The sequence below is a fragment of the Streptomyces sp. NPDC001796 genome (assembly GCF_042892355.1).
GTDB lineage: Bacteria > Actinomycetota > Actinomycetes > Streptomycetales > Streptomycetaceae > Streptomyces.
In genome coordinates this window covers 179,116-193,329 of record NZ_JBIAUC010000007.1, presented here as the reverse complement: position 1 = coordinate 193,329, position 14,214 = coordinate 179,116, and the positions used below count along the sequence as shown (strand labels likewise).

The window sequence follows — 14,214 nt, the reverse complement described above, 5'->3', positions numbered from 1 at the left end:
AGTTCCGTCCTGCGCGGTCGCGGCTGAGTGATTGCCGGAGCGGCAATTGGTGGGTTTGAGCCACCCTGCACGGATCCGAACAGGCCTTGTCAGAGCGGTAAGTGGCACAAACCCGCCAATTGCGGTGTTGCCGGACCGGAGAGCGCGGACCTAGACCCCGTGGCACCCCTCATACGCCCGCCCCGACCCACACCAGCACCCATCCCCCCGCTCCGGCGGCCAAGCCACAGCCCGCCCCCGTGCGGCCAAGATCGTTGCGTACTGCGGCAGCAGGGCCGTATCCCCCGGTGACGCGCCCTCCGACGCCGCGAAGGCCTCGTACGACGGCACCGTCCCGGACACGATCCCCAGGTTCCCCGTCCCGGAGGCCGCCAGTTCCCTCAGTGAGCCCTCTATCGTCGCCAGGTGCTCCTCATGGGAGGGGTACTCAACGTTCAGCGACGGATACATCGCCACCAGCTCCGCCAGCTCGCCCGCCGGCCAGTGCAGGACCGCCACCGGGAACGGGCGGGACAGGGCCTCCCGGTAGGCGCCCAGTTCCGCTCGCAGGCGGGTGATCTCCGCCTTCAGTTCCGCCGGGTTGTTCGAGCCCAGGGTCCAGATGCGATTCGGGTCGTGCAGTTCGTCCAGGGTGATGGAGGAGGAGTGGACCGTGTCCGCCAGGGCGTCCCAGTCGTCGTGGGGCGCGCCCAGCATGCGGCGGACGCGGTGGCGGCCGTAGAGGAGGGGGTGCGTGGACTGCGGGGGTTCCGTGCCGTCGCCCACCAGGAGCCGCAGGCCCTCCGTGAACGTCTTCTCGGCCGCCTCGAGCTCGTCGTGCGACTCCAGGGACTCCGCGACGATCACCCAGGGGGCCGGGTGCCTCGGGGCGGCCGTGCGGATTCCCTCGATGATCGCCCGGGCTTCCGCCTCGTGGTCGTACTCCCACAGGTTGGACGCCTTCAGGGCGCGTACCAGGTGGGGGTTCTCCAGCGGCTCGCCGGAGGACAGCAGGCGGTCGTACAGCGCGGTCGCGCCGGGGCGGTCGCCGGCCAGTTCCCGGTGGGCCGCGGCCTGCAGCAGCAGGTGTTCCGCGTCCTCGGGATACAGGCCGGCAGTCCGCTCCAGGCGTGCTGCTTCGGCGTTGTGGTCGACGTTCTCGGCAGGCGTGTCGGGGCGCATGGGGGACACCGTACTGCCGACGGCTGACATACAGGAGAGATTCGCAGGCCAGGGGTGGCGCTGGTCTCCCGCGAGGGTCACCTCGAGGGGTTACTTTCCGGGTGTCACGCCACCACCCCGTCCACCTGCAGCGTCTGCACCGCGCCCGCCGCGAACGGCACGCTCAGCGTCTTGCCGCTCAGGTAGGTGTCCGAGTGTGCCGTGTACAGGTCGCCGCCGCCCGTGACCGTGTTCCAGCGCGGGACCACGCCGCCCGTGCCGCCCGTCACCGTCGTGAAGCGGGAGAGGTCGAAGGTCAGGGTCTGGGCGGAGGTGGACTTGTTCGCCGCCACGATCACCAGGCGTTTCGCCGACTTGTCCAGGGCCGCGACCGCGTAGTCGACCCCTGTGTCGAGAATCGTCATGCCGGGGCGGATGTGGCGGCTGAACTGCGCCATCACGTAGTACTTCGTCTGCACCGCGCCCGGCTGGAGCGTGCTCGCGTCGTAGGCGATCATCGCCCAGCTCGCCGTCGGGTCCATCACCTGCCAGTACACCCACGCCGTCGGGTGCAGCCAGCGGAAGTCGAGGAGCAGGTTGCTCGCCAGCGTGAGGCCGGTGGCGTCGCCGTCGCCCGTCTCCGAGTTCCACAGGGCCTTGCCCGACGTCTTCACCACGTCCGTGTAGAGGAGGTCCCTGCGGCCGCCGGAGCCCTGGTAGCCGTGGACGTTGACGCGGTTGACGTAGCCCTTCGTGGTCGAGCTGAAGGAGCCCCACGTCGTGCGCGCCAGGTCGTAGCTGGTCTCGTCCGACGCCGAGATCTTCGTGCCCGTCAGGCCCCGCTTGTCCAGCTCACTGCGCAGGTACGGCAGGACGGCCGACTGCACGGACGCGTCCATGTGGCAGCCCTCCTGGGTGCCGTCCGCCTTCCACCAGCCCGACGACGGCTCGTTGAAGGCTTCGACCGTCGTGAAGTTCACGCCCCAGTTGTTCTTGGCGTAGAGGGCCACGGAGGCCAGGTGGGAGGCGTGCTGGCGGTGGTTCCAGGACTGCAGGTTGTTGCCGCCGTCGGAGGCGCCTGAGGGGTTGTGGTTCAGGCACATCCACCACATGGGCGAGTTGGCGAACAGCTCGCTGATCGCGCCGCGTTGGGTCGCCTTGACCAGCATCGCGCGCTGGGTCGCGTCCGCCGTCCACTTCCAGGCCGAGGAGGTCGGGTCCTCGTTGTTCCAGTCCTGCCAGTAGCCCTCGATCTGCTTGAAGGACGGAATGTTGGGAGAGGCGACCATCGATGCGCCGCCCACGCTGTTCCAGCTGCACGCGCCGAGGTTGTAGCGGGCGATGTTCAGGCCAAGGCCGGGGAGCGTCCTGCCGTTGTACGACACCGACTTGGTGGTGAAGAAGATGTCGGCGAAGTCGTCCCGCGCGCCGAAGACGTTCGCCCACCAGGCCAGAGAGGTGCCCCAGCCCTCCCAGCTCCCGTACGTGGTGCCCGGGTTGACCGCGATGGTCGCGTCCGCGTGCGCGGTGCCGGTCGCCAGGGCGCTGCCGAGGAACGTGCCGCCCGCGGCGGCCAGCAGGGTTCTGCGTCGGATCATGGCCTTCTCCGCCTCTCCGTGCCGCCCGAACGCCGGGTCGTCCCCTCGGCGTTCGACCGGTTCCGCTGGATGCAACAGGAAGGATCGGGTGTGGCCCGTGGGGTTGTCGAGGGTTCTGACGGCCCTTTCTAAAACCAGTAGATGAAGCGGGAGCGGAGGACGGAGGGGAGGGCGACGGACGGGAGGGAGAGGAGGGGGACGGAGGGGAGGGAGGGACGGGGAGGGGGCGGGAAAGGGAGTACACCGGGCGTATGGGCCTGGTGACTTGAAGGCGCCTCTTCTATGGTGCGGGCGGCCCGCGGCGGCGCGCACCCCGCCGCGCGGCGGGGACCCCGGCGAAGGAGGCGTACGCGTGCGGGCTCTGCGGGCTTCCGTCGTCGTGCACCGCACCCGGCGGTGCCGTGCCCTCCGCCGGCGTGCGCTGTGGACCGGTGGGGAACTCCTCGTCACCGTCGGCCTGGTGCTTCTGCTGCTCGTCGTGCACGAGGTGTGGTGGACCAACCGGGAGGCCCGGCAGGGGGCCGAGCGGAAGGTGGAGGCCCTGGAGCGGGAGTGGGGAACGGCGGCGACCACCGGTACGGCGGCGAGCGCGGGGGCGGCGGCGACCGCCGGCGTGGAGACCGGCGGGGCCGGGGACGGTTCCGGCGCGTCGGCCTCCTCCGGTGCGCGGCGTGAAGGCGGCGGCCCGCAGGGCGGGGGCTTCCGGCAGCCGAGTCCCGGCCGCTCCCAGGCCTACGCCGTGCTCGTCATCCCGCGTCTGCACCTCCGCGTTCCCGTCGCCGAGGGCGTGGGCAAGGCGGAGGTGTTGAACAAGGGATACGTCGGCCACTACCCGGGCACCCAACAGCCGGGCCAGGCCGGGAACTTCGCCGTCGCCGGGCACCGGAACACGCACGGGGAGCCGTTCCGGTACCTGAACCGGCTGCGGGTCAAGGACCTTGTCGAGGTGGAGACCGGAGCGGCCGTGTACACGTACGCGGTCGACCAGCTCCTGCCCGAGACCTTCGCCCGCGACTCGGGCGTCGTACGGCCCGTGCCGCGCTCGGTCGTCGAGCCCGCTTACGGGTACGACGACCCGGGGTACTACATCACCCTCACCACCTGCACGCCCGAGTACACCTCCCGGTACCGGCTGGTGGTGTGGGGCAAGCTCCTGTCCATGCGGCCCCGGTGATCCAGGAAGTCCACACGCCGGCCCGGTGATCCACGGAGTCCTCACGCCGGCCCGGTGATCCACGGAGTCCTCACGCCGGCCCGGTGATCCACGGAGTCCTCACGCCGGTCCGTGATCCACGGAGCCCTCACGCCCGTTCCCGCAGCGCCAGGACAGCGACCGCGCCCACGAGCGCCAGGCCCGCCGAGACGACCGCGGCGACGTTCGCCCCGTGCGCCAGTGAGGCGGGGCCGCCCGATGTGGCCAGGGCGATGGTGAGGGCCACGCCCGCGCAGGAGCCGATGTAGCGGAACGTCTGCTGGGCGCCCGAGCCCATGGCCGCGCGCTCGGCGGGGACCGACTCCACGGCGACCAGAGGGAGCGCGGCGTTCAGCAGGCCGCTGCCCACGCCTCCGATCACCAGGCCCGGCAGCACGCGCGTCCAGGAACCGGAGCCCACGGCGCCGAGCAGCGTCAGGACGGCGACGGCGTGCAGCGCGAAACCGAGGGCCAGCTGGTGGCGGGGCGCCACGCGACCCGGCAGCCGCTTGACCTGGAGCGCGACCACGAAGGACAGCCCGGACCACAGCAGGAACAGCCACGCCGTGGCCATCGGGCTCAGGCCCAGCGTCCGCTGGAGCAGCGTCGGCAGGAAGGTGAACAGGCCGATCACCGCCAGGCCCGTGAACAGACCGCCCGCGGCGGAACCGAGGAAGCGCGGACGGCGCAGCAGGGACAGATCGATCATCGGGGTGCGGGTGCGGTGCTCGATGAGGGCGAAGGCCGCCATCAGGACCACGGTCGCCGCCAGCAGCAGCGCCACCGGTGTGCGCAGCCAGCCGTCCCGGCCCAGCGTCAGCGCCGCCACCAGGGAGACGAGGGCCAGGCTGAAGACGAGGGCGCCCGCCAGGTCCGGCCGGCCGCCCCGGGGCGCGCGGGACTCCGTCAGCACCCGGGTGGACAGGGCCGCGACGATCAGCGCCGCGGCGCCCAGCACCCCGTACGCGAGGCGCCAGCCGGGCAGCGCCCCCGCGACCAGCGGTCCCACCGCGATGCCTCCGCTGACGAACGCGCCCCACACCCCCGTCGCGTGCAGCCGGCCGCGCGGGGTCGGGAAGGCCTGCACGATCAGGCCGAGGCTGCTGGCGAGGAGCGCCGCGCTCGCCGCGCCCTGCGCGATACGGAACAGCGTGAACAGCCATGTCGAGGTCGCGAAGGCGCCGAGCACGGTGGTGATGCCGAGGGCGACCGTGCCGGCCACGAAGATCCGCCGGCGGCCGTAGTCGTCGGCGAGGCTGCCGGCCACCAGGAGCAGCGCGGCGAGGCCGAGCGGGGTGCCGTTGAGCAGCCAGGCCTGCGCGGACAGCGGGGTGTGCAGGGCGGCGACGGTGGCGGGGAGCGTGACCGCCGGCGCGGTGTACGTCATCAGCGCCACGGCCGTGGCCGCGCTGGTCAGGGCGAGGGTGGCGGTCGCTCGCGGGGGCTCGTGCGCGGCGGGGGAGGTGCGGGGCCCCGCGGTGGTGGGTCCGGTGCGTTGCAGCTGTGGCATGGCCTGCCCTTCCGGGGCGGGGTCGGATCGTAAGGTTCGGTCATTGAACCTTGGTGCTGAGGCGACGCTAGCAGCATCGGTTCGGTCATTGAACCAAGCTTTCGGAAAGTCGGTTCGGTGACTGAACTCATGCGTCGGAAACTCGCTACAGTGAGCTCATGGCTCTCGGCAAGGACTACGCGACGCAGGAGTGCTCCATCGCCCGTGCGCTGGAGATCATCGGCGAGCGCTGGACGCTGCTCGTCGTGCGCGACGCGCTCTACGGCGTACGGCGCTACAACGACTTCCTCGTCCACCTCGGCATCCCGCGCGCCGTCCTCGCGGCCCGCCTCCAGACCCTGACCTCCGAGGGCATCCTCGAGAAGCGCCGCTACCAGGACTCGCCGCCGCGCGACGAGTACGTCCCCACCGACCGGGGCATCGCCCTGTGGCCCGCCTTGCGGGCGCTGGGCAGGTGGGGGCGCGAGCACTACTCCGAAACGCAAACGCGCGTCTTCCGGCACGCGACCTGCGGCACGGACAAGGAACTCGGGTCGTACGGTGAATGCCCCGACTGCGGAACCGTCGTGCCCCTTGGGGACGTCGTCATGTTCCCGGGACCCGGGCTCGATCCGGACCCGGCCGATCCGGTCAGCCGGGCGCTGCTGAAGCCGAAGAGGATGCTGCAACCGCTCGAGATCGAGCCTGTATAAAGGCAGTGAGCGCAAGCGAGTTGGGGGAGGGGTGCACATGATCCGGAGCTGGGCGCAGCTGCGCCCCGCCGCCGTGCTGCTGCTCCTGCTGCTCGAGGTCGCGCTCCTCGACGCCGGCGGCCTCTACGCCGCCGTCGCGTTCGCCGCGACCGCCGCCGCCGGTTCCGCCCTCGCCGTCTGCGCGCTGATCGCCGCCCGCAGCGTGCCCGCCGTACCGCCGACCCGGGTGCGTACGGCGATACGGGACCGGGAGCACCGTACGGCGTTCCTGCCGCAACGGGACCCCGACGCCCCGGGCCGTACGCGACCGCGGGCACCGGGGCGCGCCCTCCCGGCGACCGCCGCGTAGGGCACGTCCTCCTCGTACGTCTCCCGTACGGCCCTTCCGTACGTCTCTCCCGTACGTCCGTGACCCCGCGCGGGTCGTCATGCCGACACCGTCCCCATCCCACCCCGGCACGACGAGACCCCGGAGGGCTCACCCTTGTCCGCGTTCATGTCCGTTTTCGCCCACCTGGTCGAGCATCTCGCCGACCTGCTCCAGCCGCTCTTCCACACTTTCGCCGCGGCCGCCGCGATCGTCCTGTTCACCGCGCTCGTACGACTCCTGGTCCATCCCCTCTCCCGCGCCGCCGCGCGCGGACAGCAGGCACGCGCCCGGCTGCAGCCGAGGATCACCGAGCTGAAGAAGAAGCACGCGAAGGACCCGGAGAAGTTCCAGAAGGCGGTGCTCGCCCTGCACGCGGAGGAGAAGGTCTCCCCGCTGTCCGGCCTGCTGCCGAGCCTCCTGCAGCTGCCCGCCTTCTTCCTGCTGTACCACCTGTTCTCGACCACGACGATCGGCGGCGCGGCCAACGATCTGCTCGCCCACGCGCTGTTCGCCGCCCCGCTCGGCGACCGGTGGGCCGACGCCCTCGCCCACGGTGGGCTGCTCGGGCCGGCCGGGCTCGTCTACCTCGGGCTGTTCGCACTCGTCGCGGCCGTCGCCACCTTCAACTACCGGCGTACGAAGCGGACGATGGCCGAGAACCCGGTCCAGCCGAGCGGCGAGGAGCAGGTGCCCGGGCTCGGCACGGTCACCAAGGCCGTGCCGTTCCTGTCCTTCTTCACTGTTGTCACCGTGGCGGTGGTGCCGCTGGCCGCCGCACTGTACGTGGTCACCAGTACGACGTGGAGCGCCGTGGAGCGGGCGGTGCTGTACCGCTGAGCGCGCGGGGCGGTCGTCGGCGGTCCCAGTCCGTGAACGGGGTATTGCGGACTGACCGCCGACCTTGGAGGATCGACCAGTCCTCCGATGGCTGTGCACCGGCCTGGCCTGGCCGCACCCTTCGGCGGCTGCCCGCGATCTAGGGAGACTGTGACCATGAAGCTGCTGCGAGTCGGTACGGCGGGGGCGGAGCGGCCCGCGCTGCTCGACGCCGAGGGAATCCTGCGGGACCTGTCCGGTGTCGTCCCGGACATCGACGGGCCGCTGCTCGCCGACGACGTGGCGCTCGGCCGGATCCGCGCCGCGGCGGGGAGCGGTGAGCTGCCCGAGCTGGACCCCACCGGGCTGCGCATCGGGCCGCCGCTCGCCCGGATCGGCAAGATCGTCTGCATCGGGCTGAACTACCACGACCACGCCCGGGAGACCGGTGCCGAGCCGCCCGCCGAGCCGGTGATCTTCTTCAAGGCGGCGGACACGGTGGTCGGGCCCAACGACACGGTGCTCGTGCCGCGCGGGTCCACCAAGACCGACTGGGAGGTCGAGCTGGCGGTCGTCATCGGACGGACCGCCCGCTATCTGGAATCCCACGAGGAGGCGCTGGCACATGTCGCCGGGTACGCCGTCGCGCACGACGTCTCCGAGCGCGAGTTCCAGATCGAGCGCGGGGGGACGTGGGACAAGGGGAAGAACTGCGAGACGTTCAACCCGCTCGGGCCCTGGCTCGTGACGGCGGACGAGGTGCCGGATCCGCAGACCCTTTCCCTGAAGCTCTGGGTCAACGGGGAGCTGAAGCAGGACGGGACCACGGCGGAGCAGATCTTCCCGGTCGCCGAAGTGGTGCGGTACGTCAGCCAGTTCATGACCCTGTATCCCGGTGACGTCATCAACACCGGTACGCCGGCGGGGGTTGCGCTGGGGCGGCCCGAGCCGAAGCCGTTCCTCCGGGCCGGGGACGTGGTCGAGCTGGAGATCGAAGGACTCGGACGTCAGCGGCAGGAGCTGAAAGACGCGTAGACGCTCCGCCGGGAGGGCCGGGGAACTGCGGCGGTTCGTCGACCGCGGGCCGCCGTCGGCTGGTCGCGCAGTTCCCCGTGCCCCTTCAGGGGCGCCCCTCAACCCCTAGATCTTGAACTGCTCCAACGCTTCGACCACCAACCGGTGGTCCTCCACCTGCGGCAGTCCCGACACCGTCACCGTGCCGATCACCCCGGCTCCCTCCACCCTGATCGGGAAGGAGCCGCCGTGGGCCGCGTACACGTCGGGGTCGAGGCGGGAGGAGTCCTCGAACGTCGTGCCCTTGGCGCGGAAGCGGGAGCCGACCAGCAGCGACGAGCAGCCGTAGCGTTCGACCACGCGTCGCTTGCGGTCGATCCAGGCGTCGTTGTCCGGCGCCGAGCCGGGCAGTGCCGCGTGGAAGAGCTGCTGGCCGCCGCGGCGGATGTCGATGGCCACCGGGGCCTGTCGGGCCCGCGCCAGCTCCACCAGCAGCGTGCCCAGCCGCCAGGCGTCGTCGTACGTGAACCGAGTGAGCGTCAGACGACGCTCCTGCTCCTCGAGTTCCGGGATCTCGGGCGTCACGGTGGTCACAGCTTCACCTCCACGCCCTCGCGGGCCGAGCGTCGCGCGGCCTCCAGGACGTCCAGGGCCTCGGCCGCCTCCAGGGCCGTCACCGGGTTCGGGCCGCCCTCGCGCAGGGCCTTCGCGATCGCCGCGTAGTACGCCGGGTAGTCGCCGGGCAGGGTCGGCTCCGGGCGGCCGCCGCCGGTCAGCGGGGACTCTCCGGAACCGACGCGGCCCCACAGGGACTCGGGCTCCTGTCCCCACTCCGGGCCGGGGCGCAGGCCCTCGCGCAGGGCCGCCTCCTGCGGGTCCAGGCCGTACTTGACGTATCCCGCCCGCGAGCCCAGGACCCGGAAGCGGGGGCCGAGCTGGGCGGCCGTCGCGGAGACGTACAGGTGGGTGCGGACGCCGCTGGTGTGCGTGAGCGCGATGAACGTGTCGTCGTCCGCCTCCGCGCCAGGACGGCGGACGTCCGACTCGGCGTACACCGCGGCGGCCGGACCGAAGAGGACCAGCGCCTGGTCGACGACATGGCTGCCCAAGTCGTACAGCAGACCTCCGATCTCTGCGGGGTCGCCGGACTCCCGCCAGCCGCCCTTGGGCTTCGGGCGCCAGCGCTCGAAGCGGGACTCGAAGCGCCAGACGTCGCCCAGCTCGCCCTCCGCCAGCAGCTTGCGCAGCGTCAGGAAGTCGTTGTCCCAGCGGCGGTTCTGGAAGACCGAGAGCAGCAGGCCCCGCTCCTCGGCCAGCGCCGCCAGCCCGCGCGCCTCGGCCGCCGTGCCCGCGACCGGTTTGTCTACCACGACCGGCAGGGCCGCCTCGAGGGCGGCGGAGGCGATCGGGACGTGCGTCCTGTTCGGCGAGGCGACGACGATCAGGTCCAGTTCGCCGGCGCGCGGCCACAGCTCGTCGGTGGTGGCGGCGAGGCGCACGTCCGGGAACTCGGCGCGGGCCTGCTGCTGCCGCTCCGGGTTCGAGGTGACGACCGTGTCGAGGACCAGGCCCTCGGTGGCGGCGATCAGTGGGGCATGGAAGACGGAGCCCGCGAGGCCGTAGCCGACCAGGCCCACGCGGAGGGGGGTGTCAGTACCAGGGGCTGTGCCAGTCATGCGCCCCACTTTCGCAACACTGTTGCCAAAGTGCAAGCGCCGGGGAGAATGGAGGCGTGAACAGGACGTACGCGGGACCGGGTGGAGACGGCGGGCATGGCGGAGGGACTGCGGCGAGCGGGGTGAACCTGCTCGCCCTGCGCAGCCACAACACGGCCTTGGTGCTGGATCTGCTGCGGGCGGCCGGGGAGTCCGGGATCAGCCGGCTCGAGCTCGCGGAGCGGACCGGGCTGACCCCGCAGGCCGTCAGCAAGATCACTGCCCGGCTGCGGGCGGACGGGCTCGTGGCGGAGGCGGGCCGCCGTGCCTCGACGGGCGGCAAGCCGCGCACGGTGCTGCGGCTCGTACCGGGCGCCGGGCACGCCGTGGGGCTGCACCTGGACCGGGACGAACTGCGGGCCGTGCTGTGCGAGCTCACCGGAGCGGTGGTCGCGGAGCGGCGGGTCCCGCTGGACCTGGGCGCGGGGGTGGAGGCCGTGGTCGAGGAGGCGGCCCGTGAGGTCGAGGGACTGGTGGGCGACGTGGCCGTGCTCGGCCTCGGGGTCGCTCTCCCCGGCCCGCTCGACCACCGGCACGGTGTGCTGCACCGGGTCACCGGGTTCCCCGAGTGGGACGGGTTCCCGTTGCGGGAGGCGCTGGCCCGGCGGCTGGCGCTGCCCGTGGTCGTCGACAAGGACACCAACGCCGCCGCGCTCGGGCTCGCCCTCGGCGGGGCGGCCGAGACGGCGGACGCGTCGTTCGCCTATCTGCACCTCGGGACCGGACTCGGCGCCGGGCTGGTGATCGGCGGCGCCGTGCACCGGGGCGCCCGGACCGGGGCGGGGGAGTTCGGGCACCAGGTGATCCAGCTCGACGGGCCGCCGTGCGGGTGCGGAAACCGGGGCTGCGTGGAGGCGCTCTGCCTCGCCGCCGTCGCGCGCGGCGACGTGGCCGAGGCGTCACGCGTCCTCGGCGTGGGCGCCGCGAACCTGGCCGGACTGCTCGACATCGACCTGATCCTGCTCGGCGGCCGTACCGTCGCCGCGCACCCGGAGTCCTTCGTCCGAGGGGTGGGCGCCGTCCTCGACGCACGCGCCCTGCGCGAGGGCGCGAGGGCGGGCGTACCGGTGGTCATCGCTCCCGGAGGGGCGCGCGGCGTGGCGGAGGGCGCGGCCCAGTTGCTGCTCGCGCCCTTGTTCGGGCGGGCGGAGGGATGAGCCCAGGCGTTCGGGCGGACGGACGAGGTGAGCCCAGGTGTTCGGGCGGGCGGACGGGGTAAGCCGGTGAGTTCGGGCGGACGGACCGAGGTGAGCCGGGGCGTTCCGGCGGGCGAACGGGCGCGCCGGGGCGTTCCGGCGGGAGGAGGGTGAGCCGGGGTGGCCGGGGTGTTGGAGCGGGCGGAAGGGTGACTTCAGGGCCGGTGGAATGTTGACCCCAGGCACCCGCCCGCAGGTCCGGCGGCTGCGTCGGCGACTGCGCTGATCGGGGGGACTTGGGCCACCTGCTCCGGCTCTGAGGGCGTGGCGCGCTCTGGGGTCACCCCACCTGTCCGGTCATATCTTCATGCGACACTCTCGACCGCTTCGGCGCCCCGGAGAGCACTCCCGCCCGCTCTCCTGCCCGCTCTCCCGCCTGCCCCACGGGTCCCGCTCGCCCCGGCGGGCCGGACTGGCCCGCCTGGCCCTCCGCGTCCCCCTGGTCCTGCTCCTGCCCTGTGCCCTCGCCGCCGCCATGCTCCTCCTCCAGGCGCCCGCCGCCGCGCTCCCCGTCGGCCCGGGGCCCACCTGTTCCGGGCGGGACCAGCACACCTTCCCCCTCACCGCCCGCATCCGTGGCGGGCCCAGGACCTACGCGGCCGGTGGTGCCGCCCACACCTGGTACATCGACCTGAAGAACACGTCCGCGCAGACCTGCGGCAGCATCCACCCGGTACTCGTCCTCGTCGACACCCGCCGGGCGCTGACGGCAGCCCAGGCCCAACTGGAGTTCTTCGAGGGCGGCCACCCACACCCCGTCACCTTCGAACGAACCGACCGGCAGGAACTGGTCGGCCCCTTCGACGACGGCTTCCCCGGCTTCACCGTGGCCCCGGGCCGGACCCTCAGCGTGAAGGTGCGGCTCGCGTTCGCCTCCGGAACCCCGCAGGACGAGGTCGTCGCGACCGCCGCGATCGTGCGGCGGCAGGGCGACAACGGCGACTGGGTCGGCCAGTCGGACGACTACCGGTTCGGCATCGAGGCCGACGCCCGGACGAAACCGGAACCGACGTCCCCCTCGCCCGCCCCCCGCCGCAGTCCGGCCTCCGAGGCGCTCGCCGACACCGGCCCCCGGGCGCCGCGCGGCCTCGGCACGATGGCCGGCGGGCTGCTCCTGACGGCGGGCGGCCTCCTGGCCGCGGGCCTGCCCCTGCTGCTGTACCGGTGGCACCGCCGGGCCCGCACGCGGAACGCCGTGCCCGGCGGGAGGAAGGCCGACCGGCCGTGATTACGCTGGGGCCCCGGGCGCACCGTCTTCCGGCGTCCCCGGAGTCCCCGGTTCCCCTTGCGTACGGCAGGAGATCGCACATGGCAGAGCGCAAGCCCATCGAGTCATGGCTCACCGACATGGACGGCGTGCTCATCCACGAAGGTGTTCCGATCCCCGGCGCCGACGCCTTCCTGAAGAAGCTCCGCGAGTCCGGCAAGCCCTTCCTCGTGCTCACCAACAACTCGATCTACACCCCGCGCGACCTGCACGCCCGGCTGCGTCGCATGGGTCTGGACGTGCCGGTGGAGAACATCTGGACCTCGGCGCTGGCCACGGCCAAGTTCCTGGACGACCAGCGGCCCGGCGGGACCGCGTACGTGATCGGCGAGGCCGGCCTGACCACGGCGCTGCACGACATCGGCTACATCCTGACCGACCACGAGCCCGACTACGTCGTCCTCGGCGAGACCCGCACCTACTCCTTCGAGGCGATGACCAGGGCGGTCCGGCTGATCAAGGACGGCGCCCGGTTCATCTGCACCAACCCCGACGAGACCGGCCCGTCCACCGAGGGGCCGCTGCCCGCCACCGGAGCGGTCGCCGCACTGATCACCAAGGCGAGCGGCAAGAAGCCGTACTTCGCGGGCAAGCCGAATCCGCTGATGATGCGGACGGGTCTGAACACGATCGGGGCGCACTCCGAGACCAGCGCGATGATCGGCGACCGGATGGACACCGACGTACTGGCCGGCATCGAGGCCGGCATGCAGACGTTCCTGGTGCTCACCGGGCTGACCACGGTGGAGGACATCGACCGCTACCCGTTCCGCCCGTCCCACGTCGTGAACTCGATCGCGGACCTCGTGGACCGGGTCTGACGCGCCGGGCAGCCCATGCCCATCGGCCCGGACGGCGCAGGACCCGCCCCTCGTACGGAGTAGTCGAGGGTCCCGTCCGGATGCGCCGGAGTGTCCGACGGGGGAGCCTCCTGGTATCGGGAGGTTCACGATGGGTTCACTACGGCTCACCCTCTGTGCGGGTGCCGTCGTCGCGGGCGCCCTCACGCCCGCGGCGTACGCGGCGGACGCGCAGGGCGTCGTCCTGACCCCCGCGTTCCCCGCGCCGGGCAGCGATGTCCGGTTGGCCGTACGGGGCTGCCCGGGCACGAGCACGACAGGCACCGCGGAGTCGGACGCGTTCGTGGCTCAGGCACGGCTGGTCGGGGGCGACGGCACGCTCTCCGGCGAGACCCGGGTCCGCTCGGCCCTGGCGCCGGGCCGGTACCAGGTGACGGTCGGCTGCGACGGCCGGGAGATCAGGGACGCGCTCACCGTGGCCGGCCCGACGGCGCCCGCACCGGGCAGCGCGACGCCGTCCACCGCCGTCGCGCCCGACAGCCCTCCGCCGTCCACCGCCGTCGCGCCGGACAGCCTCGCGGCGTCCGCGCCCGCCGCTCCCACGCCGTACGCAGCCGCCGGTACGACGTCACCGGCCCCGTCACCGGCCCCCACGACCTCGCCGTCCGCCCCCTCCCCGCTCTCCCGGCCCTCTTCCCCCTCGTCCCCCTTCTCCCCGTCCTTCCCCTCATCCCCGGTCGCGCCGGTGCACGCGGGCGGCGGCGGTACGTCGGGCGCCTCCTCCGACGACCCCCGGGTCGCGGTGCCCGGTCTGCGGCACGCGGTGATCGGGCTGGTCCTCGCGGGCGTCGCCGGTGTCGTGGTCGTCGCGCGCGGTGCCCGCCGGGGCCGTGGCACGGAGTGA

General features: G+C 72.7%; 14 protein-coding genes. 9 read left to right on the top strand and 5 right to left on the bottom strand.

Features of this window, described 5'->3' with window-relative positions; all coding sequences use genetic code 11:
* Positions 1-150: 150 nt before the first annotated feature.
* The gene (locus ACFYZE_RS17140) at positions 151-1,161 is read right to left on the bottom strand and encodes a hypothetical protein (protein ID WP_388993943.1); all 1,011 of its coding nucleotides are present in this window, start codon (positions 1,159-1,161) and stop codon (positions 151-153) included.
* A 104-nt stretch (positions 1,162-1,265) separates the two neighbouring features.
* Positions 1,266-2,738, bottom strand: a complete 1,473-nt coding sequence (locus ACFYZE_RS17135) for a beta-1,6-galactanase (RefSeq protein WP_388993942.1) — start codon at positions 2,736-2,738, stop codon at positions 1,266-1,268.
* Between the two features lie 361 nt (positions 2,739-3,099).
* Between ACFYZE_RS17135 and ACFYZE_RS17130 the strand changes: the two genes are divergently transcribed.
* Positions 3,100-3,912, top strand: coding sequence for a class E sortase (locus ACFYZE_RS17130; protein WP_388994399.1), 813 nt, complete (start codon positions 3,100-3,102; stop codon positions 3,910-3,912).
* Between the two features lie 127 nt (positions 3,913-4,039).
* Here the strand turns inward: ACFYZE_RS17130 and ACFYZE_RS17125 are convergent, their stop codons facing one another.
* Positions 4,040-5,440 carry an MFS transporter gene (locus ACFYZE_RS17125; RefSeq protein WP_388993939.1) on the bottom strand — a complete coding sequence of 467 codons (1,401 nt, stop codon included), beginning with the start codon at positions 5,438-5,440 and terminating at the stop codon, positions 4,040-4,042.
* Between the two features lie 158 nt (positions 5,441-5,598).
* Here ACFYZE_RS17125 and ACFYZE_RS17120 point away from each other — a divergent pair, with 158 nt between their 5' ends.
* The 4 genes from ACFYZE_RS17120 to ACFYZE_RS17105 all read left to right on the top strand — a co-directional run bounded on the left by ACFYZE_RS17120 (position 5,599) and on the right by ACFYZE_RS17105 (position 8,353).
* Positions 5,599-6,132 (top strand): winged helix-turn-helix transcriptional regulator, encoded by a 534-nt coding sequence (locus tag ACFYZE_RS17120; RefSeq protein ID WP_388993936.1) that lies wholly within the window; start codon positions 5,599-5,601, stop codon positions 6,130-6,132.
* 37 nt (positions 6,133-6,169) lie between these two features.
* Positions 6,170-6,481: a DUF6412 domain-containing protein gene (locus ACFYZE_RS17115; RefSeq protein WP_388993933.1), complete on the top strand. Its 312-nt coding sequence runs from the start codon at positions 6,170-6,172 to the stop codon at positions 6,479-6,481.
* Positions 6,482-6,628: 147 nt separating this feature from the next.
* Positions 6,629-7,339 (top strand): membrane protein insertase YidC, encoded by a 711-nt coding sequence (yidC, locus tag ACFYZE_RS17110; protein WP_388993930.1) that lies wholly within the window; start codon positions 6,629-6,631, stop codon positions 7,337-7,339.
* 156 nt (positions 7,340-7,495) lie between these two features.
* Positions 7,496-8,353: a fumarylacetoacetate hydrolase family protein gene (locus tag ACFYZE_RS17105; RefSeq protein WP_388993927.1), complete on the top strand. Its 858-nt coding sequence runs from the start codon at positions 7,496-7,498 to the stop codon at positions 8,351-8,353.
* Positions 8,354-8,458: 105 nt separating this feature from the next.
* Here the strand turns inward: ACFYZE_RS17105 and ACFYZE_RS17100 are convergent, their stop codons facing one another.
* Positions 8,459-8,926, bottom strand: coding sequence for a heme-degrading domain-containing protein (locus ACFYZE_RS17100; protein WP_388993924.1), 468 nt, complete (start codon positions 8,924-8,926; stop codon positions 8,459-8,461).
* Positions 8,923-10,008: a Gfo/Idh/MocA family oxidoreductase gene (locus ACFYZE_RS17095; RefSeq protein ID WP_388993921.1), complete on the bottom strand. Its 1,086-nt coding sequence runs from the start codon at positions 10,006-10,008 to the stop codon at positions 8,923-8,925. The genes ACFYZE_RS17100 and ACFYZE_RS17095 overlap by 4 nt, the downstream gene beginning before the upstream one ends.
* A gap of 56 nt (positions 10,009-10,064) precedes the next feature.
* Here ACFYZE_RS17095 and ACFYZE_RS17090 point away from each other — a divergent pair, with 56 nt between their 5' ends.
* The 4 genes from ACFYZE_RS17090 to ACFYZE_RS17075 all read left to right on the top strand — a co-directional run bounded on the left by ACFYZE_RS17090 (position 10,065) and on the right by ACFYZE_RS17075 (position 14,214).
* Positions 10,065-11,204 carry an ROK family transcriptional regulator gene (locus ACFYZE_RS17090; protein WP_388993918.1) on the top strand — a complete coding sequence of 380 codons (1,140 nt, stop codon included), beginning with the start codon at positions 10,065-10,067 and terminating at the stop codon, positions 11,202-11,204.
* A gap of 346 nt (positions 11,205-11,550) precedes the next feature.
* Positions 11,551-12,471, top strand: coding sequence for a hypothetical protein (locus ACFYZE_RS17085; protein WP_388993915.1), 921 nt, complete (start codon positions 11,551-11,553; stop codon positions 12,469-12,471).
* A gap of 80 nt (positions 12,472-12,551) precedes the next feature.
* The gene (locus ACFYZE_RS17080; protein ID WP_388993912.1) at positions 12,552-13,331 is read left to right on the top strand and encodes an HAD-IIA family hydrolase; all 780 of its coding nucleotides are present in this window, start codon (positions 12,552-12,554) and stop codon (positions 13,329-13,331) included.
* Positions 13,332-13,461: 130 nt separating this feature from the next.
* The gene (locus tag ACFYZE_RS17075; protein WP_388993910.1) at positions 13,462-14,214 is read left to right on the top strand and encodes a hypothetical protein; all 753 of its coding nucleotides are present in this window, start codon (positions 13,462-13,464) and stop codon (positions 14,212-14,214) included.